Source organism: Gaetbulibacter sp. M235 (genome assembly GCF_043876835.1).
Lineage (GTDB): Bacteria > Bacteroidota > Bacteroidia > Flavobacteriales > Flavobacteriaceae > Yeosuana.
In genome coordinates this window covers 379,718-398,124 of record NZ_JBAWJZ010000001.1, presented here as the reverse complement: position 1 = coordinate 398,124, position 18,407 = coordinate 379,718, and the positions used below count along the sequence as shown (strand labels likewise).

Here is an 18,407-nt window from a genome sequence, read left to right as displayed (position 1 = left end):
AGATATTAATTGTGTAACAAAATAGACACTCAATATACTAACAAATATTATATTTGACGATAAACAAAATTTATACTTGCATGAGTTTTTCAAAATGGATAGGAGGTGCTTTAGGATGGTCGTTTGGTGGTCCAATTGGTGCAATAATAGGATTGGCGTTAGGAAGCATGGTTGACGCCATGTCTAATGGAAACTCCAGCACAATATATAAAGAACAACAAACTAGGCAATCTGTTCAAACACAACCAGGAGATTTTGAGGTAAGCTTGCTTATTTTAGCATCTATTGTTATAAAAGCCGATGGGAAACAAGACCAGCGTGAATTAGATTTTGTACGTCAGCAGTTTGTTGGCATGTATGGTAAAGAACGTGCCAACCATGCGTTTAGATTATTTAAAGAAATAAATAAACAACAAAATATTTCTGCTCGTCAGGTTTGTTTACAGATTAGGCAAATGATGGATCATCCATCTCGTTTACAACTCATTCATTTTTTATTTGGAATAGCAAAAGCTGATGGATTGGTTACTGAAGATGAGGTTAGTGAAATTCAAACTATGGCAAGTTATTTAGGTATTAGCCATATTGATTTTGAAAGCATTAAGGCCATGTTTTTTAATAGTAGCGATAATGCCTATAAAATTTTGGAAATTGATAAATCAGCCACTAACGATGAGGTTAAAAAAGCCTATAGAACCATGGCTAAAAAATATCACCCAGATAAGGTGATTCATTTAGGTAAAGAACACCAAAAAGGAGCTGAAGAAAAATTCAGGCAAGTTCAAGCTGCTTATGAGCAGTTGCAAAAAGAACGCAAATTTTAGTTCTCAAAAACAACGGTCGATTTATCCTTATCAACAATTAAATCAACAGTTCTACCAAATATCATAGCTCTGTTATCTTTTTCATGGCCGGCAGGCATATTAAATGCTATTGGGAAATCGTATTCAGAAAGAGCGTCTAAGATTAATTGCTCAACCGATGAACCCCAAGGTGTTGGATTTACACGAACTTCAGAAATGTCTCCTACAATAAGCCCTTTGCAATTGTCAAAATAACCTGCACGTTTTAAACTTTGTAACATACGGTCTATATGGTATTCATATTCACCAACTTCTTCAATAAATAATATTTTTCCAGAAGTATCTATGCTTGTTTTTGAGCCCAACATGGTGTGCAATAAAGTTAAGTTTCCACCAATTAATTCGCCTGATGCTGTTCCTTTTTTATTGTAATCAGAACCTTCTAAAGTATAAGCCAAAGGCTTTCCAAAAATAGCATCTTTAAAAGTTGAAACAGTTTCTTTAATTGAATCAAGATCTTTTTGAACACTAGTACACATCATGCCATGAATACTTTCAAAACCTTCATTTTGTAGCTGGTTGTGTAAGGCAGTAATGTCAGAATAACCTATAAGCCATTTTGGGTTTCTCTTGAATTTTGTGAAATCTAACTTATCTAAAATCCTAACGGTTCCATAGCCGCCTCTAGCACATAAAATAGCACTAATAGTAGGATCGTCCAACGCTTTTTGATAATCTTCACATCGTTCTTCATCTGTCCCAGCAAAATGATTGTTTATGTTAAATACATTTTTACCTACAACAACATTAATCCCCCAACTTTTTAAAAGCTCTATGGTAAGTTCTATTTTCTCATTTTTATTTCTTAAAGCACCAGAAGGCGCTACAATAGCAACGGTATCACCAGCTTTTAGATAAGGAGGTTGAATCATTTTATTTTGAGAATACGTTTCAATTGAAATAGCACACAAAAGAAGAAAAATTATTTTTTTTAAAATCATGATTTAATATTTTTTGTTTCAAGTTTATTTTGGGATAAAACTGGCAGGTTTTTTAGCTTGTCGTAAATGTACATTTTTTTTCTAAAAACCTCTCAAATTGCGTACTTTTGTGCCTTCAAAATATAAAACAATGTCAAAAAGATATACCATCACTGCAGCATTACCTTATACAAATGGCCCAATTCATATTGGTCATTTGGCAGGTGTTTATGTTCCAGCCGATATTTACTCACGTTATTTGCGTTTAACAGGAAATGATGTAGCTTTTATTTGTGGAAGTGACGAACATGGCGTGCCTATAACCATTAAAGCAAAAAATGAAGGTGTATCGCCTCAAGATATTGTAGATAAATACAATGCCATTATCAAACAATCTTTTGAAGAGTTTGGAATTTCTTTTGATAATTACTCAAGGACTTCGGCAAAAATTCATCATGAAACAGCATCAGAATTCTTTAAAACTTTATACGATAAAGGAGAATTTATTGAAGAAACTACTGAACAATTATTTGATGAAAAGGCTAATCAGTTTTTAGCTGACAGATTTGTTACAGGAACGTGTCCAAAATGTGGAAATGAAGAAGCATATGGAGATCAATGTGAAAAGTGTGGAACAAGTTTAAATGCAACCGATTTAATAAATCCAAAATCGGCGTTAACAGGAAATGTACCTACATTAAAACAAACAAAACATTGGTTTTTGCCACTTGATAAGCACGAAGCTTTTTTAAGAGAATGGATTTTAGAAGGTCATAAAAATGATTGGAAACCTAATGTGTACGGACAAGTTAAATCATGGATTGATGATGGTTTGCGTCCTCGCGCTGTAACTCGTGATTTAGATTGGGGAATTCCTGTACCAGTTGAAGGTGCTGAAGGAAAGGTGCTTTACGTTTGGTTTGATGCGCCAATTGGTTATATATCATCAACAAAAGAGTGGGCTGCTCGCGAAGGAAAAGATTGGGAACTTTATTGGAAAGATAAGGACACCAAACTTATTCACTTTATTGGAAAAGATAATATTGTGTTTCACTGCATTATTTTCCCGGCCATGTTAAAAGCTGAAGGCTCTTATATTTTACCAGAGAACGTACCGGCTAATGAATTTTTAAATTTAGAAGGCAATAAGCTTTCAACTTCAAAAAATTGGGCAGTTTGGTTACCAGAATACCTGGTAGATTTTCCTAATCAGCAAGATGTTTTAAGATACGCTTTAACAGCTAATGCTCCAGAAGCCAAGGATAACGATTTTACTTGGAAAGATTTTCAAGCAAGAAACAACAATGAACTGGTTGCCATTTTTGGAAATTTCATCAATCGTGTAGTTGTTTTAACGAATAAATATTACAACGGAATTGTTCCAATGCCGAATGAATTTTCACTAATTGATTTAGAAACATTAGCTGAAGTAAAAGCATTTCCAAATATTATTTCAAATTCTATTGAACGTTACCGTTTTAGAGAAGCTCAACAAGAATTGATGAATTTAGCAAGATTGGGCAATAAGTATTTAGCCGATGAAGAGCCTTGGAAAGTTATAAAAGTTGATGAAGCCCGAGTGCAAACCATCATGTATGTAGCGTTGCAGATTTCTAGTGCTTTGGCAACATTAAGCGAGCCATTTTTACCTTTTACATCTGCTAAACTAAAATCAATTCTTAATGTCAGTTCAAGTGATTCGACAACGGAGAATCGTATCGAGAACTCTTGGAAAGACATTGCAACAAAAAGCATTTTAATTCCTTCAGGACACCAAATTGGTGGAGCAGAATTATTGTTTTCTAAAATTGAAGACGAAACCATTCAAAAGCAATTAGATAAATTGATTGCCAGCAAAAAAGCTAATGAAGCTGCAAGCAGAGTAGTTGAGCCTCAAAAGGACACCATAACTTTTGATGATTTTACCAAGCTTGATATTAGGGTTGGAACTATCCTTGAGGCTGAAAAAATGCCGAAAGCCAAAAAATTATTGGTTTTAAAAGTAGATATAGGTATTGATGTAAGAACCATAGTATCTGGTATTGCCGAAAGTTTTACACCTGAAGAAGTAGTAGGTAAACGTGTTACTGTTTTAATAAACTTGGCACCAAGGGAACTACGTGGTGTAGAAAGTCAAGGAATGATTTTAATGACTGAAAATGAACATGGTAAATTGGTGTTTGTGAATCCGGACGACACTACAGTGGCTAATGGATTGCATATAAGTTAGTCATTTTCGAAATATATATTTTACTAATTTTTATGTTGTTTTAAAGTCCAATACAATACAGAATTCGTATATTAATCAGAACATTTGGGTGTTTTACCTTTATCTTTTTACATTATATAAAAGATTATTATGCTGTTTTCTAATGGAAATTATATAAACTAAACAGATAATCTTATAAGGTAATATCATCAAAATTTTTAGAAATTTGTAAAACAATATAACGACAATAATTATGAAAAAGATATTATTAATTTTTTTAGCAATTGGATTATTCAGTTGTGGGTCATCAAAAACAGTTAGAGACTCCAAAAAAGTCATTAAAGGTGAATGGACTTTAAATACAATAACCTATAATGAACCTGGAAAATATAATGTAACGCTATTAAACGATACCTCTAAAGATTGTTTTGAAGGAAGTACTTGGCAATTTATTCCTAATAATAATACAGGAACCTATTCTATTAATGAGTCAAGTTGTTCAACTGGAGTTAGAAACTTTGTTTTTACAATTCAAGAAGTGAATGCTGAAACTGGACTTTACGATTTTCTGTTAAAGCCGACAGATGCAAAGCATAAATCTGTAACCAATAAAGGGTTTAGGTTGAGTTTAACTTCTTTATCAGATACATCCATGCAATGGCAACAAACCGTATATGTTGAAGGTAAGCCATTCGTAATTACAATGAATTTTAATAAATAAAAAACTGAAATGAGATCAATTATTAATAAAACAGGAATTTTACTTTTCACAATCGTTTTAGCTATAAGTTTAACGAATTGTAGTGCAGTTCAAAATGCAAATAATAAACAAAAAGGAGCGGTTATTGGAGCTACTGGTGGTGCTATTTTAGGAGCCATTATAGGAAACAATGTTGGTAAAGGTGGTAATGGTGAATTAGGAGCTGTTATTGGTGGTGTTGTGGGAGGTACTGCTGGGGTTCTTATTGGTAACAAAATGGACAAACAGGCTCAAAAAATTGAAGAAGAAATTCCAGGAGCACAAGTAGAACGTGTTGATGATGGTATTGTAGTTACTTTTGATGAAACAAGTGGTGTGTATTTTGATACCGAAAAATATAACATCAACAGTGCGTCACAAACTACATTAAATAAATTAATTGGTGTTTTTAAAGAATACCCAGACACTAATATTCTTGTTGTTGGTCATACAGATAGTCAAGGGTCAGAAGAATATAACATGACACTATCTAAAAACAGAGCATATGCCGTAACAAATTATTTGTCGCAAAACGGAATTAGTCGAGGTCGTTTAACAACCAACTGGTTTGGTGAAACGCAACCTATGCATGATAATTCTACAGCAGAAGGTCGTGCTAAAAACAGACGTGTAAACATAGCAATTTTGCCAAATGAGAAAATGATAGAAGACGCTAAAACACAAGCCGGAAATTAAAAAACAATATAAAACTTGTATAAATCTCGTTTTCAATGTTACTTTGAAAACGAGATTTTTTTTGCAATAAACAATACTGATGACACATTTAATCAACTTCATAAGTTCACATACACAACTTCCAGAATCTTCAATAAAAAACACGGTTGAATTAATTAATGAAGATTGCACGATTCCTTTCATATCCCGTTACAGGAAAGAGCGTACTGGCAATTTAGATGAGGTTCAAATCGGGGATATTGTAAAATTTAAAGAGCAGTTTGAAACTTTAGAAAAAAGAAAAACAGCCATTTTAAAAGCACTTCAAGAACAAGGCGTTTTAACCTCAGAATTAAAACAAAAAATTGAAGCAACTCTAGACTTAATAACGCTTGAAGATTTGTATTTGCCATTTAAGAAAAGTAGAAAGACCAAAGCAGAAACAGCCAGAAAAAATGGACTAGAACCTTTGGCGAAAATCATCATGAGCCAAAATGCAAATGACTTGGAATCTATAGCGTTTAAATATATAAAAGGTGAAGTAAGCTCGATTGAAGAGGCTTTAAAAGGTGCAAGGCATATTATAGCCGAATGGGTTAACGAGCGGACTGATGTTAGAAATAATATTCGTTATCAACTGGAAAAGTTTGCAATTATTTCTACTAAGGTTGTCAAAGCAAAAGCAGATGACGAGAACGCTCAAAAGTACAGAGACTATTTTGATTGGTCAGAGTCCTTAAGTAGAATTCCTTCTCACAGGCTTTTGGCTATTTTAAGGGCAGAATATGAGGGCTTTATCAAAGTTAAAATTGAGATCGATGATGAAAAGACGTTAAGTAAAATTGAAGAAAGAATTATTCGTTCAAATAATAATTGTGCAGAACAAATTCAGTTAGCTATTCAGGACGCTTACAAACGTTTGTTACTGCCATCATTATCAAATGAAGCGTTACAAATAGCAAAAGATAAAGCTGATGAAGCGGCAATACAGGTGTTTGCTAAAAACCTAAAACAACTTTTGTTGGGATCACCTATTGGTGAAAAACGTGTGTTGGCAATTGACCCAGGATTTAGAACAGGCTGTAAAGTGGTGTGTTTAGATGCGCAAGGGCAATTAAAATACAATGAAACCATTTATCCACATCCACCAAAAAGTGATGCTGTTGGTGCTATGAAAAAAATAAGTTCGTTGGCCGATGCCTATAAAATTGAAGCCATCGCAATTGGTAATGGAACTGCTTCAAGAGAAACAGAAGCTTTAATACGAAAGATTCATTTTAAAAACGATATTCAGGTTTTTGTGGTAAGTGAGGCTGGAGCCAGTATTTATTCAGCATCAAAAATTGCTAGAGAAGAGTTTCCTAATTATGATGTAACTGTACGTGGTTCAGTTTCAATTGGAAGACGTTTACAAGATCCGTTAGCAGAATTGGTTAAAATTGACGCTAAATCGATTGGAGTAGGACAATATCAACACGATGTAAATCAAGCCAATCTTCAAAAATCTTTAGATGTGGTTGTGGAAAATTGTGTGAATGCTGTTGGGGTAAATATCAATACGGCGAGCAAATCATTGTTAAGTTATGTTTCTGGTATTGGACCCAAACTAGCCGAAAATATTTTTGAATACAGAAAAGAACATGGAGCTTTTTTATCACGTGAAGCAATAAAGAAAGTTCCAAGATTGGGAGATAAAGCTTTTGAACAAGGAGCTGCTTTTTTAAGAATTAAAGAAGCTAAAAACCCATTAGATGATTCGTCAGTTCACCCAGAAAGTTATGCCATTGTTGAAAACATGGCCAAAGATTTAGGAAAAACGGTTCAAGATTTAATTGGTAACTCAACATTGCTTCAAAAAATTGATTTAAAAAAATATTGTACATCTTCAGTTGGTTTACTTACGCTTCAAGACATCGTTAAGGAACTTGAAAAGCCGGGTTTAGATATACGCGAGCAAGCTAAAGTATTTACGTTTAATCAAAATATTAAAACCATTAATGATCTGCGTGAAGGACAATTACTTCCAGGAATTGTTAACAACATCACCAATTTTGGATGCTTTGTCGATGTTGGAATTAAAGAAAGTGGACTCATCCACGTGTCAAATTTAGCCAATGCTTTTGTAAGTGACGTTAACGAACATGTAAGTTTGCATCAGCAAATAATTGTAAAAGTGCTAGAAGTTGATATTCCTAGAAAACGTATTCAATTAAAATTACATAAATAGAAAAGGGCGAACCAATTGGTTCGCCCTTTTCTATTTAAGAATAAAATTTTATTTATTCATGTTTTTTATTTCATAGATAAAGGTTTCTAAATTAACACCGTTATGAACTAACGTTAAAGCTTTATCAACTATATATTTTACATTTACAGCGTGAAACCCTAGTCCAACTCCAATCTTATTTAAAAGCCTGTGTTTTGGGTCACCATGAATCTGATCTACATGTACCATACGAACCAAATCATACAAACGCTCTAAACGATGGTCATATGCTACAGGTGGGTTAATTGGATGACTTTGATAGTCTTTTAGAATAATTTTATAATCTTCTTCGCTAACATCTAAATTACGCGCCAATCTATCTAAAAAGGCTTTTTCTTCATTAGAAATAATACCATCATCCATAGCAACTCTTACAATGGCTGCAAAATGGTCTTCATTTCGCTTTTTAAAACCACTATCAAATAAATCTGAAATTGACATATTTTTTAATTTTTAGTGCTGCAAATATAAATAAACTAAAAGGCTATTAAAAAATAAATTCCCTTTTTTTAAATTCTCCTTTTTAAAGGAAAATAACCTGTTTTAAATGTTTTAGCTTTTAATAAAAAATTTAATTTTTAACTAAAAAAAATGTGAACTCTGTATATATAAAAATACTAAATCTAAATTCAAAAATCACAATTCTTAAGTTATATTTGCACCTTTAAGACACCAAAATGGTGAAAATTTAGGTGTACAAATTAAAAATAGTTGAGTAAAACAGTTTTGTTACAAGCTTATGAAAGGGTTTTGCAAATGCAAAATCTTCAGACTGCTATTGCCAAAACCGAAAGTAAAACCCATTTAAAGGGTTTGGTAGGTTCTTCATTTTCATTTGTTATTTCAAATGTTTTTAAACAATCTGAAAAGCCATTTTTAATTGTTTTTAATGATAAAGAGGAAGCGGCATTCTACTTAAATGATTTAGAACAATTGTGCGGCGATAAAGATGTATTTTTTTATCCGGGAAGCTACCGCAGACCATATCAAATTGAAGAAACCGATAACGCCAATGTATTATTGCGGGCTGAAGTTTTAAATCGTATCAATTCACGGAAAAAGCCAGCAATAATTGTCACCTATCCAGATGCGCTTTTTGAAAAAGTGGTTACCAGAAAAGAACTAGAGCGTAATACCTTAAAAATTTCACTTAACGATAAGTTATCTATCGATTTTGTAAACGAAGCCCTTTTCGAATATCAATTTAAACGTGTTGATTTTGTAACCGAACCAGGCGAATTTTCTGTTCGGGGTGGTATTGTAGATGTGTTTTCTTTTTCAAATGATGAGCCTTACCGAATTGAGTTTTTTGGTGATGAGGTTGATAGTATAAGAACCTTTGACGTAGAAACACAACTTTCGGTTGAACAGATAAAAAAAATCAATATCATTCCTAATGTTGAAAACAAATTTTTAGATGAGCAACGTGAAAGTTTTCTAAAATACATTTCACAAAAAACAGTTGTTTGTTTTAAAAATACCGATTTATTTTTCTCCAGAATTGATGACTTTTTTTCAAAAGCAGAAGAAGCATTTAAAACGCTTTCAACAACAATAAAACATGCAGAGCCAAATGAATTATTCTGCAATTCTGCATTGTTAAAAAAACAATTGTTAGATTTTAATTTAGTTGAATTTGGCTCTACATCTGTGTTTGTTAAATCGAGTGAAGATGTTATTACTTTCAATACTTCGCCACAACCCGCCTTCAACAAACAATTTAATTTGCTTATTGAAGACTTAAATTCCAACTACGAAAAAGGATTTACCAATTATATTGTCTGTGTAAGTGAACAACAAGCGAAACGATTTCAAGATATTTTTGATGATTCTCATTTAGAAGTAAAACCGTATAAAACTGTTGTGCTTTCATTGCATCAAGGATTTATTGATCATGAAAGCAACATACTGTGTTACACAGATCATCAAATATTTGAACGTTACCATAAATTTCAAGTAAAAAACGGGTATGCCAAAAAGCAAGCTATAACATTAAAAGAGCTTACAAATCTTGAAATTGGTGACTATGTTACACATATTGACCATGGAATTGGTCGTTTTGGAGGTTTACAAAAAATTGATGTTGAGGGCAAAAAGCAAGAAGCCATTAAACTGATTTATGGAGAGCGAGATATTTTGTATTTAAGTATTCACTCATTACATAAAATCACCAAGTTTAATGGAAAAGATGGTAAGCCGCCTAAAATTTATAAGCTTGGAAGCAATGCCTGGAAAGTTCTTAAGCAAAAAACAAAAACGAGAGTTAAGGAAATTGCTTTTAACTTAATCCAACTTTACGCCAAACGAAAAACTGAAAAAGGATATCAATACAATCCTGATAGTTATATGCAATTGGAATTGGAATCATCATTTTTATATGAAGATACACCAGACCAAATAACCGCAACAGCCGATATTAAAGCCGACATGGAAAGCGAAAGACCAATGGATAGATTGGTTTGTGGTGACGTGGGCTTTGGTAAGACCGAAGTTGCAATTAGAGCAGCTTTTAAAGCAGTTGATAATGGCAAACAAGTCGCCGTTTTGGTGCCAACAACTATTTTGGCGTATCAACATTCCAGAACGTTTAAAGAACGATTGAAAGATTTTCCTGTAACGGTTGATTATTTAAACCGTTTTAGAACTTCAAAAGAGAAAAAGGAAACACTTGAAAACCTTGAAAAAGGGAAAGTAGATATTATTATTGGGACTCATCAATTAGTCAATCAAAATGTAAAGTTTAAAGATTTGGGTCTGCTTATTGTTGATGAAGAACAAAAGTTTGGTGTTGCGGTCAAAGAGAAACTAAAAACTATGAAAGACAATGTAGATGTACTCACGTTAACAGCTACGCCAATTCCTCGAACACTTCAATTTAGTTTAATGGCAGCGAGAGATTTGTCGGTTATCACAACACCTCCTCCAAACAGATATCCAATTGAAAGCCATGTGATTCGTTTTAATGAAGAAACCATTAGAGATGCTGTGAGCTATGAGATAGAACGTGGTGGGCAAATTTTCTTTATTCACAATCGTATTGAAAACATAAAAGAAGTAGCAGGCATGATTCAACGTTTGGTGCCCGATGCTAAAATAGGTGTTGGTCATGGACAACTTGATGGCAAAAAGCTAGAAGAACTTATGTTGTCTTTTATGAATGGCGCTTTTGATGTTTTGGTAAGTACTACCATTGTAGAAAGTGGACTAGACGTCCCCAATGCAAATACCATTTTTATTAATAACGCCAATAATTTTGGATTGAGTGATTTGCATCAAATGCGTGGAAGAGTAGGAAGAAGCAATAAAAAAGCTTTTTGTTATTTTATCACTCCTGAATATTCAGCCATGACCGATGATGCCAGAAAGCGTATTACGGCTTTGGAGCAGTTTACTGAACTTGGAAGTGGATTTAACATCGCCATGAAAGATCTGGAAATTCGTGGCGCTGGGGATTTATTAGGTGGTGAGCAAAGCGGATTCATCAATGAAATTGGATTTGACACCTATCAAAAAATCTTGCAAGAAGCCATTGAAGAATTAAAAGACAATGAGTTTAAAGACTTATATGAAGATGTTTCAGAAGGCAAAGAGTATGTAAAAGATGTTACCATAGATTCTGACTTTGAATTGTTGTTTCCAGATGATTATATAAACAACATTACAGAACGATTGAATCTTTATACGCAGCTTAATAATGTTAAAACTGAAGAAGAACTCAATGTTTTTGAAATGCAACTAATAGATCGTTTTGGGGAACTACCACCATCTGTATCAGATTTACTAAATAGCGTGCGTATTAAATGGATTGCCAGTAAGATTGGTTTTGAAAAGATAATCATGAAACAAGGGAAACTGGTTGGGTATTTTATTAGCGATCAGCAAAGTAATTTTTATCAAAGCAAAGCGTTTAGTATGGTGTTACAATTTGTTCAATCAAATCCAGGAACCTGTAAAATGAAGGAGACGCAAACACGAAACGGTTTACGTTTATTGCTTACTTTTGAGTCTGTTAAATCTGTTAAGCAAGCTTTAACAAGATTGCAACCTATTGTGGCTTGATTATTGCCGATAATTAAATAAATTTTCATCATGTTAAAACGAGTTATTTTTTTAGTTTTTTTACTGCCAAGCTTTCTTTTTTCTCATACCATTAAAGGAACTTTTACAAATGCAAAAGATTATAAATATGCTTTGTTATATAAAATTTTGCCTCTTTCAACATCTTATATAGGAAATGCAGAAATTAAAAAAGATGGAAGTTTTATGTTAGAAATTGATTCCACCGCGACTGCTGGCATGTATAAAATTGTGTATGCCATTCCAAAGGAAGAGTACAATTTTGATATTATTTATAACGGAAAAGAAGATATTGAATTTACTTTTGATACTGAAAAAGGAATAGCATATCAGGAATCTGTTGAGAATAAATTGTTAACTGGCTACACAAGTAGCATGTCTATGATAAGCCAAAGTATTTCAAATTTTTTCAGACAGAAAAGTAAAGATAAAGAGGCGTTAAAAGCTATTTTTAAAACACAGAGAGAAACTCAAGCAAGTTTTGAAGAGGCTGCAAAGGGAACTATTGCTTTAGCGTTTATAAAAGCTAACAAGCCATATATTCCACAAACTTTTGAAGATGCAGAAACGTACATTAACAATCTGGAAACGCATTTTTTTGATAATGTAGATTTCAATGACGAAACACTACAGAGTTCAGATTTTTTGGTAGAGCGCATGTATAATTATATTCTTGGAATAGGTAAAGACACTCCAGATATTGTTGCGAATTATAAGAAAAACATTGATGGCTTTTGTTTGGCAATGAACGATGCGCCTTTAACTATAAAAAGTAGTTTGCTACAACAATTATGGCAAAGTATGGCAGATTCAGATTTTGAAGGAGTAGCTAACTATATTTCAGATAAATATTTAATTAATATTGCCCAAACTTTAAATGACCAAGTGCTTGTTAACAGCTTGGTTCAGTTTAAAAACACATCAAAAGAAAGTAAAGCCCCTGATTTTTATTTAGATGCTTCCAAAGAGAAGAAATTGAGCAATTTAATGGGTTCTAAATATTATATTTTGGTTTTTTGGAGCAGTACCTGTTCGCATTGTTTAAATGAAATTCCCCAATTGGAAGATTTTGTAAAAACAATGAAAGAAAGTGAGGTTAAAGTAGTTGCAATAGGACTGGAAGATGATGATAAAAATTGGTCAGTTAAAATCAAGGAATTTCCAGACTTTATTCATGTTTTAGGATTGGGTAAATGGGATAATGAAATAGGAAATCAATACGATATAACTGCTACTCCAACGTATTTTGTGTTAGACAAAAACAAACGAATTATTGCTAAACCAAACGACGTTGAGGCTTTAAAAAGTTTTTTTAATTAAAAGTGATAAAAAGCATTTTCTAAATGTTCAATATTAAAAGAAGTTCCTTCTTTGGTAATGGCAATAATATCAAAGCGTACATCAACATCTAAATTATTAACTTTCACATATTCATCAACTGCTTTTACTAAGCGTTGAATTTGCTTTGGTTTTACAAATTCCTGTGGGTTACCAAAATCGGCTGTAGATCTTGTTTTAACTTCTATAATTGCCAATATGTCTTTTAATTGTGCTATAATATCAACTTCTGCTTTATCAAATCTGTAGTTGCGTTCAATAATGGTATAGCCATGTTTTAATAAATAATCAACGGCTAATTGTTCTCCCTTTTTCCCTAGTTCATTATGTTGTGCCATTAAGTAAGTTTAAATTTAAGATGTTTAAAAATACATAAAAAAACACTAATGTTTTAAAATATTTAGTCTTGTCTAAAAATATTTTTACTCTCAAGTAAATTTTATTATATTTGTTGAATAAATATTTAGCATGGTTACACTATCAGAAGAAAATTATTTAAAGGCTATTTATCATTTAGGCAAAGAGGGAACCGTTGCTGTAAGCACTAATGCAATTGCTGAAAAAATAGAATCAAAAGCATCTTCAGTAACTGATATGATTAAAAAATTAGCTGAAAAAAACTTAGCCAATTATGTAAAATATCAAGGAGTAAGTTTAACAAATGAAGGACGTTTAGCTGCTGCTTCGGTTATACGAAAACACAGGCTTTGGGAAGTGTTTTTAGTTGATAAGCTCAATTTTTCTTGGGATGAGGTTCATGATATTGCAGAGCAGTTGGAGCATGTTAAATCTTTAAAATTAGTAAATGAATTAGATGCTTTTTTGCAATATCCAACTCATGATCCGCATGGAGACCCAATTCCTGATAAGTATGGGAATTGTTCCCCAATTAAGAGTATAAATATTCTTGAAATCGAAGAAGGAAAAGAAGGGGTTTTGTCTTTTGTAAAAGATTCGTCAGATATATTTTTAAAATATTTGAACAAAAATAATTTGGCATTAGGAGATACCATTAAGGTTCTAGATTTTGAACCTTTTGATAATTCTTTATCAATTGAAACCAAAACCAAAAAGCTAATTATATCTAAAGAAGTAGCTCAAAATTTATATTTAAGCATATAACATGAACCATTACAATCCCATAACAGCACTTATTCTATTTTTTGTAATAGCGGGATTTCTTTTTGTCTTATTTAGACCAGTAAAAGGCTGGTTTTGGATTATCAAAAAAAACTTTAAGGGCAATGAGAAAATTATTATTGAAGATATTTTAAAACAATTGTATCACTTTGAAAACTCTGGAAATAGAGTTGATATGAAAACCTTGGTTCAAGTGTTAGATTTTAATAATTCTAGGATAGTTGATGCCATAAAAAAAATGACCATTAATGATCTGATTTATTTTGAGTCTGATATTTTAAAATTAACGGAGTCCGGTAGAGAATATGCTCTGAAAATAGTTAGAGTGCACAGACTTTGGGAACGTTATTTGGCCGACAAAACTGGGTTTAGTAAAACAGAGTGGCATGATAGAGCTGAACTAATGGAACATCAGCTTAGTTATGATGAAACTGAACGATTGGCAGAGCATTTAGGGCAACCTAAATTTGATCCACATGGCGATCCTATTCCAACCAAGACTGGAAAAATGGCAAAAGTTAATGGAATAGAATTGCCCTTATTGCCTATAAATACAGTTGGTAGAATTACTCATATAGAAGATGAACCAGAAGTCATTTATAAACAGATTTTAGCTGAAAGCATCCATATTGGATCACTTATTAGAGTAACCGAAAATAATCCAACAAGAATTGTATTTCTTTCCGAAGGGGAAGAGTTTAAACTGGCACCAATTGTGGCTGCTAATTTAACAGTAGCCCCTATTGAAAAGGAGGTTGTTTTGGAAGACAACATTGCTCGATTATCAAGTTTGAAAGAAACAGAAAAAGCAAAAATTATAGGAATTTCAAAAGAAAGCAGAGGAGAAAGTAGAAGGAGATTGTTGGATTTAGGATTTGTAAAAGGAGCCGATATAAGTATCGACCTTATGAATCCTTTGGGCGAACCAAATGCTTACTTGATTAAGGGAACGTCGATTGCGTTACGAAAAGAGCAAGCGGCAAAAATTCTAATTAAAAAGGAATAATTATGGAAACTAAAATAAAAAGTGCATGCGAAACCTGTGCCCATTTCAATGCAGAGGGTTTGAAAAAGTTGGGAATCCATACAGATAATTTTGATTTTGTCGTGGCTTTGGCAGGTAACCCAAACACTGGCAAAAGTACTGTTTTTAATGCTCTTACAGGATTAAGACAACATACTGGAAATTGGCCGGGAAAAACCGTGACTAGAGCAGAAGGGGGATTTGAATATAATACACAAAAATATAAGTTGGTAGATTTACCAGGAACGTATTCATTACTTTCAACTTCTGAAGACGAGGAAGCGGCCAGAGATTTTATTCTTTTTGGAAAACCCAATGTAACGGTTATTGTCGTAGATGCCAACAGGTTAGAGCGTAACTTAAATTTAGTATTGCAAATTTTAGAAATTACTGATAAAGCGGTTTTATGTTTGAATTTAATGGACGAAGCCAAACGTAATAACATAACTATCGATGAACGCTCTCTTGCTCGTGATTTAGGTATTCCGGTGGTGCCAACAAGTGCAAGATTTAACAAAGGCATTCCAGAATTAATTCAAACTATAAGTGAAATTGCTAATGGAACTATTGTGTGCAAACCCCATAGAATAAAAAATGTTCCCGAAAACATAGAAAAAGCAGTAAAAACATTAACTACTGAGATTGAAAAAGAATTTCCTAGTATTCCAAATAGTAGATGGATTGCATTTAGGCTATTGGAAGGTGATACACACATTATTAATGCATTAAAATCTGGAGAATTCGTATAAATTTTTAAAATGAACAAAAAGAATATTGATAATATAATTGAGTTATCTAACGATTTACGTTGGCAAATAGGTGATGATTTTCACGATAATCTAACAGAAAGCATTTATGCTGATGCCGCTACTATTGTAAAGGGTACGGTTCATACTAAAGATTCAGAAAAACACTTTCGCTTGGATTCTAAAATAGATAAAATTGTTACCAGCAAAGCCTTTGGCTTTCCTATTATGTTCTTAATTTTAGGAACAGTATTGTGGATAACTATTGTTGGGGCAAATTATCCATCGTCAATGTTAGCTAATTTATTGTTAGACAACATTCACCCTGCATTAAAAAGTGGTGCACAAAGCATTAACATGCCTTGGTGGCTAGATGGGTTTTTAATTGATGGTGTTTATTTAGCGGTAGCTTGGGTTGTAGCGGTTATGCTGCCTCCAATGGCTATCTTTTTTCCAATGTTTACTTTACTGGAAGATTTTGGTTATTTACCACGAGTAGCATTTAATCTGGATTCATTATTTAAAAGATCAGGAGCACATGGCAAGCAAGCTTTAACAATGAGTATGGGGTTTGGTTGTAATGCAGCGGGAGTGGTTGCTACTCGAATTATTGATAGTCCTAGAGAGCGTTTAATAGCTATTATCACCAATAATTTTTCTTTGTGTAATGGGCGTTGGCCTACACAAATACTTATAGCTACTATTTTTATTGGGGCCATAGTGCCAGAATCTTTTTCAAGCTTAGCTTCCTTGCTAGCTGTTATAGGAATAGCCGTGTTGGGAATGGCTTTTATGTTCACAGTATCTTGGGCTTTATCAAAAACAGTTTTAAAAGGCGAAGTTTCAACATTTAATTTAGAGTTGCCACCATACAGACCACCACGTTTTTGGAAAACAATTTACACCTCATTAATTGATAGAACGTTAATTGTATTGTGGCGTGCTGTTGTGTTTGCCGCTCCAGCAGGGGCTGTTATTTGGCTTATTTCCAACATTCATATAGGTGATGAAAGTATTGCTGCATGGACGATACACTCGCTTGATGGATTTGGGTTTTTATTAGGTTTAAATGGCGTTATTTTGTTGGCTTATGTTGTGGCTATTCCAGCCAATGAAATAGTGATTCCAACTATTTTAATGTTAACAGTATTGGTTACAGGAATGGCTGGTGGTTCTGGAGATGGTGTTATGTTCGAGTTAGATTCAATGCATGCAACAGGAGACCTTTTAAGAGCGGGAGGATGGACTTTATTAACGGCCATTAATCTAATGCTATTTAGCTTATTGCACAATCCTTGCAGTACTACCATTTATACCATTTATAAGGAAACAAAAAGTGTAAAATGGACTGTTTTTGCCTCTATAATGCCCGTTATTTTAGGATTTGTTGTGACGTTTTTAGTAGCTCAGTTTTGGAGACTGTTATTTTAATTTAATGACAGCCACAATCGTCACTGCCACCACACGATTTTTTTGATTCTCGATTTTTTTTAATAATTTTTTATGCTAAAATTAAATTTTTTTGCTGTTGCATTTTTTGCCGTATGTTTCTTGGGTAGTGCCCAAACAATGGTAACAGACAGGCCAGACCAAACCGAGAGTTCCTCTACGGTAAATAAAGGTAGTTTACAAATTGAATCAGGAATTTTATTGGGGTTTACAGAAGATGATTTAAGCTCGGAAAGACAACTGTTTGCACCCACAACACTATTTAGATATGGCATTTTAAACGGAGTAGAAATTAGGGTACTTAACCAATTTGAAAGTTTAAAGGACAAAAACAGTTTGCTTAAACGCAATGGTATTAGTGATTTAGAAATTGGAACAAAAATCAGTCTATTAAATAAAGAGCACATAAATACAAAAATTGCTTTTCTGTCTCATGCTATTCTTCCAACTGGGTCAAAAGATCTAACAAATGATAAATGGGGTACCATTAACAAATTTTCCATTTCTCATGAGTTAAGCAATGTTTTAGGATTAGGATATAATATTGGGTATGATTATTTTGGATCTGGCAAAGGCAATTTAACCTATTCAATATCCTTAGGGGCATCTATTACAAAACAATTCGGGATGTATATTGAACCTTATGGAGAGTTGTCGGATTTTGACAGTTATGAATCTAATTTTGATGTAGGCATAACATATTTATTAAAGGACAACTGCCAATTGGATTTTTCGTTTGGCACAGGAATAAACCACACCATGAATTATATGTCATTAGGATGTAGTATTCTTATTGAAAGGGCAGAAGATACTGATTAATGACAGCCACAATCATCACCGCCACCACACGACTTCTTTGATTTTTGATTTTTTAAAAATAATTTTTTAATAAAAAAGCCAAGTGCTAAAATAATGGCAATGACTACTAAAATATTTTGAATAATAGTGTTCATATTAGTTT

At 33.0% G+C, this 18,407-nt stretch carries 14 protein-coding genes and 1 pseudogene; 11 read left to right on the top strand and 4 right to left on the bottom strand.

The genetic code is table 11. From position 1 onward, the window contains the following. Nucleotides 1-80 precede the first annotated feature (80 nt). Nucleotides 81-824, top strand: a complete 744-nt coding sequence (locus V8G69_RS01820) for a TerB family tellurite resistance protein (RefSeq protein ID WP_394879998.1) — start codon at nucleotides 81-83, stop codon at nucleotides 822-824. Here the strand turns inward: V8G69_RS01820 and V8G69_RS01815 are convergent. Further along, nucleotides 821-1,804 carry an LD-carboxypeptidase gene (locus tag V8G69_RS01815; protein WP_394879996.1) on the bottom strand — a complete coding sequence of 328 codons (984 nt, stop codon included), beginning with the start codon at nucleotides 1,802-1,804 and terminating at the stop codon, nucleotides 821-823. The two genes, V8G69_RS01820 and V8G69_RS01815, sit on opposite strands and share 4 nt — an antisense overlap. A 130-nt stretch (nucleotides 1,805-1,934) precedes the next feature. Between V8G69_RS01815 and metG the strand changes: the two genes are divergently transcribed. The 4 genes from metG (at nucleotide 1,935) to V8G69_RS01795 (ending at nucleotide 7,633) form a co-directional block, all read left to right on the top strand. Next, complete coding sequence (gene metG, locus V8G69_RS01810; RefSeq protein WP_394879995.1) at nucleotides 1,935-4,013, top strand: methionine--tRNA ligase; 2,079 nt, start codon at nucleotides 1,935-1,937, stop codon at nucleotides 4,011-4,013. A gap of 232 nt (nucleotides 4,014-4,245) precedes the next feature. Next, nucleotides 4,246-4,713, top strand: coding sequence for a lipocalin family protein (locus tag V8G69_RS01805; RefSeq protein ID WP_394879993.1), 468 nt, complete (start codon nucleotides 4,246-4,248; stop codon nucleotides 4,711-4,713). 9 nt (nucleotides 4,714-4,722) lie between these two features. After that, on the top strand, nucleotides 4,723-5,427 hold the full coding sequence (locus tag V8G69_RS01800; RefSeq protein ID WP_394879991.1) for an OmpA family protein: 705 nt from the start codon (nucleotides 4,723-4,725) through the stop codon (nucleotides 5,425-5,427). 79 nt (nucleotides 5,428-5,506) lie between these two features. After that, complete coding sequence (locus V8G69_RS01795; RefSeq protein ID WP_394879990.1) at nucleotides 5,507-7,633, top strand: Tex family protein; 2,127 nt, start codon at nucleotides 5,507-5,509, stop codon at nucleotides 7,631-7,633. Between the two features lie 48 nt (nucleotides 7,634-7,681). On the opposite strand, the gene V8G69_RS01790 is transcribed toward V8G69_RS01795, so the two are convergent. Then, nucleotides 7,682-8,113 carry a TerB family tellurite resistance protein gene (locus V8G69_RS01790; RefSeq protein ID WP_394879989.1) on the bottom strand — a complete coding sequence of 144 codons (432 nt, stop codon included), beginning with the start codon at nucleotides 8,111-8,113 and terminating at the stop codon, nucleotides 7,682-7,684. Between the two features lie 270 nt (nucleotides 8,114-8,383). Between V8G69_RS01790 and mfd the strand changes: the two genes are divergently transcribed. Continuing rightward, on the top strand, nucleotides 8,384-11,731 hold the full coding sequence (gene mfd / locus V8G69_RS01785) for a transcription-repair coupling factor (protein ID WP_394879988.1): 3,348 nt from the start codon (nucleotides 8,384-8,386) through the stop codon (nucleotides 11,729-11,731). Nucleotides 11,732-11,761: 30 nt separating this feature from the next. After that, nucleotides 11,762-13,069, top strand: a complete 1,308-nt coding sequence (locus V8G69_RS01780) for a TlpA family protein disulfide reductase (RefSeq protein WP_394879987.1) — start codon at nucleotides 11,762-11,764, stop codon at nucleotides 13,067-13,069. Here V8G69_RS01780 and V8G69_RS01775 read toward each other — a convergent pair. Further along, a complete protein-coding gene (locus V8G69_RS01775; RefSeq protein ID WP_394879986.1) occupies nucleotides 13,066-13,425 on the bottom strand; it encodes a YraN family protein in 360 nt (119 codons plus the stop codon). The two genes, V8G69_RS01780 and V8G69_RS01775, sit on opposite strands and share 4 nt — an antisense overlap. Nucleotides 13,426-13,555: 130 nt before the next feature. Here V8G69_RS01775 and V8G69_RS01770 point away from each other — a divergent pair, with 130 nt between their 5' ends. The 4 genes and pseudogenes from V8G69_RS01770 to V8G69_RS01755 all read left to right on the top strand — a co-directional run bounded on the left by V8G69_RS01770 (nucleotide 13,556) and on the right by V8G69_RS01755 (nucleotide 18,265). Next, nucleotides 13,556-14,209 carry a metal-dependent transcriptional regulator gene (locus V8G69_RS01770; protein WP_394879985.1) on the top strand — a complete coding sequence of 218 codons (654 nt, stop codon included), beginning with the start codon at nucleotides 13,556-13,558 and terminating at the stop codon, nucleotides 14,207-14,209. 1 nt (nucleotide 14,210) lies between these two features. Then, nucleotides 14,211-15,233, top strand: coding sequence for a DtxR family transcriptional regulator (locus tag V8G69_RS01765; protein ID WP_394879984.1), 1,023 nt, complete (start codon nucleotides 14,211-14,213; stop codon nucleotides 15,231-15,233). A 14-nt stretch (nucleotides 15,234-15,247) separates the two neighbouring features. Beyond that, nucleotides 15,248-17,428, top strand: a pseudogene (gene feoB, locus V8G69_RS01760) (ferrous iron transport protein B). A gap of 72 nt (nucleotides 17,429-17,500) precedes the next feature. Next, the gene (locus V8G69_RS01755) at nucleotides 17,501-18,265 is read left to right on the top strand and encodes a transporter (protein WP_394879983.1); all 765 of its coding nucleotides are present in this window, start codon (nucleotides 17,501-17,503) and stop codon (nucleotides 18,263-18,265) included. Here the strand turns inward: V8G69_RS01755 and V8G69_RS01750 are convergent. Then, nucleotides 18,262-18,399 carry a FeoB-associated Cys-rich membrane protein gene (locus V8G69_RS01750; protein WP_394879982.1) on the bottom strand — a complete coding sequence of 46 codons (138 nt, stop codon included), beginning with the start codon at nucleotides 18,397-18,399 and terminating at the stop codon, nucleotides 18,262-18,264. The two genes, V8G69_RS01755 and V8G69_RS01750, sit on opposite strands and share 4 nt — an antisense overlap. Nucleotides 18,400-18,407 lie beyond the last annotated feature (8 nt).

Excerpts from the sequence above, each read along its gene's own strand:
- V8G69_RS01820 (WP_394879998.1), top strand. The coding sequence starts at position 81 with ATGAGTTTTTCAAAATGGATAGGAGGTGCTTTAGGATGGTCGTTTGGT.
- V8G69_RS01815 (WP_394879996.1), bottom strand. The coding sequence starts at position 1,804 with ATGATTTTAAAAAAAATAATTTTTCTTCTTTTGTGTGCTATTTCAATT.
- metG (WP_394879995.1), top strand. The coding sequence starts at position 1,935 with ATGTCAAAAAGATATACCATCACTGCAGCATTACCTTATACAAATGGC.
- V8G69_RS01805 (WP_394879993.1), top strand. The coding sequence starts at position 4,246 with ATGAAAAAGATATTATTAATTTTTTTAGCAATTGGATTATTCAGTTGT.
- V8G69_RS01800 (WP_394879991.1), top strand. The coding sequence starts at position 4,723 with ATGAGATCAATTATTAATAAAACAGGAATTTTACTTTTCACAATCGTT.
- V8G69_RS01795 (WP_394879990.1), top strand. The coding sequence starts at position 5,507 with ATGACACATTTAATCAACTTCATAAGTTCACATACACAACTTCCAGAA.
- V8G69_RS01790 (WP_394879989.1), bottom strand. The coding sequence starts at position 8,113 with ATGTCAATTTCAGATTTATTTGATAGTGGTTTTAAAAAGCGAAATGAA.
- V8G69_RS01780 (WP_394879987.1), top strand. The coding sequence starts at position 11,762 with ATGTTAAAACGAGTTATTTTTTTAGTTTTTTTACTGCCAAGCTTTCTT.
- V8G69_RS01775 (WP_394879986.1), bottom strand. The coding sequence starts at position 13,425 with ATGGCACAACATAATGAACTAGGGAAAAAGGGAGAACAATTAGCCGTT.
- V8G69_RS01770 (WP_394879985.1), top strand. The coding sequence starts at position 13,556 with ATGGTTACACTATCAGAAGAAAATTATTTAAAGGCTATTTATCATTTA.
- V8G69_RS01765 (WP_394879984.1), top strand. The coding sequence starts at position 14,211 with ATGAACCATTACAATCCCATAACAGCACTTATTCTATTTTTTGTAATA.
- V8G69_RS01755 (WP_394879983.1), top strand. The coding sequence starts at position 17,501 with ATGCTAAAATTAAATTTTTTTGCTGTTGCATTTTTTGCCGTATGTTTC.
- V8G69_RS01750 (WP_394879982.1), bottom strand. The coding sequence starts at position 18,399 with ATGAACACTATTATTCAAAATATTTTAGTAGTCATTGCCATTATTTTA.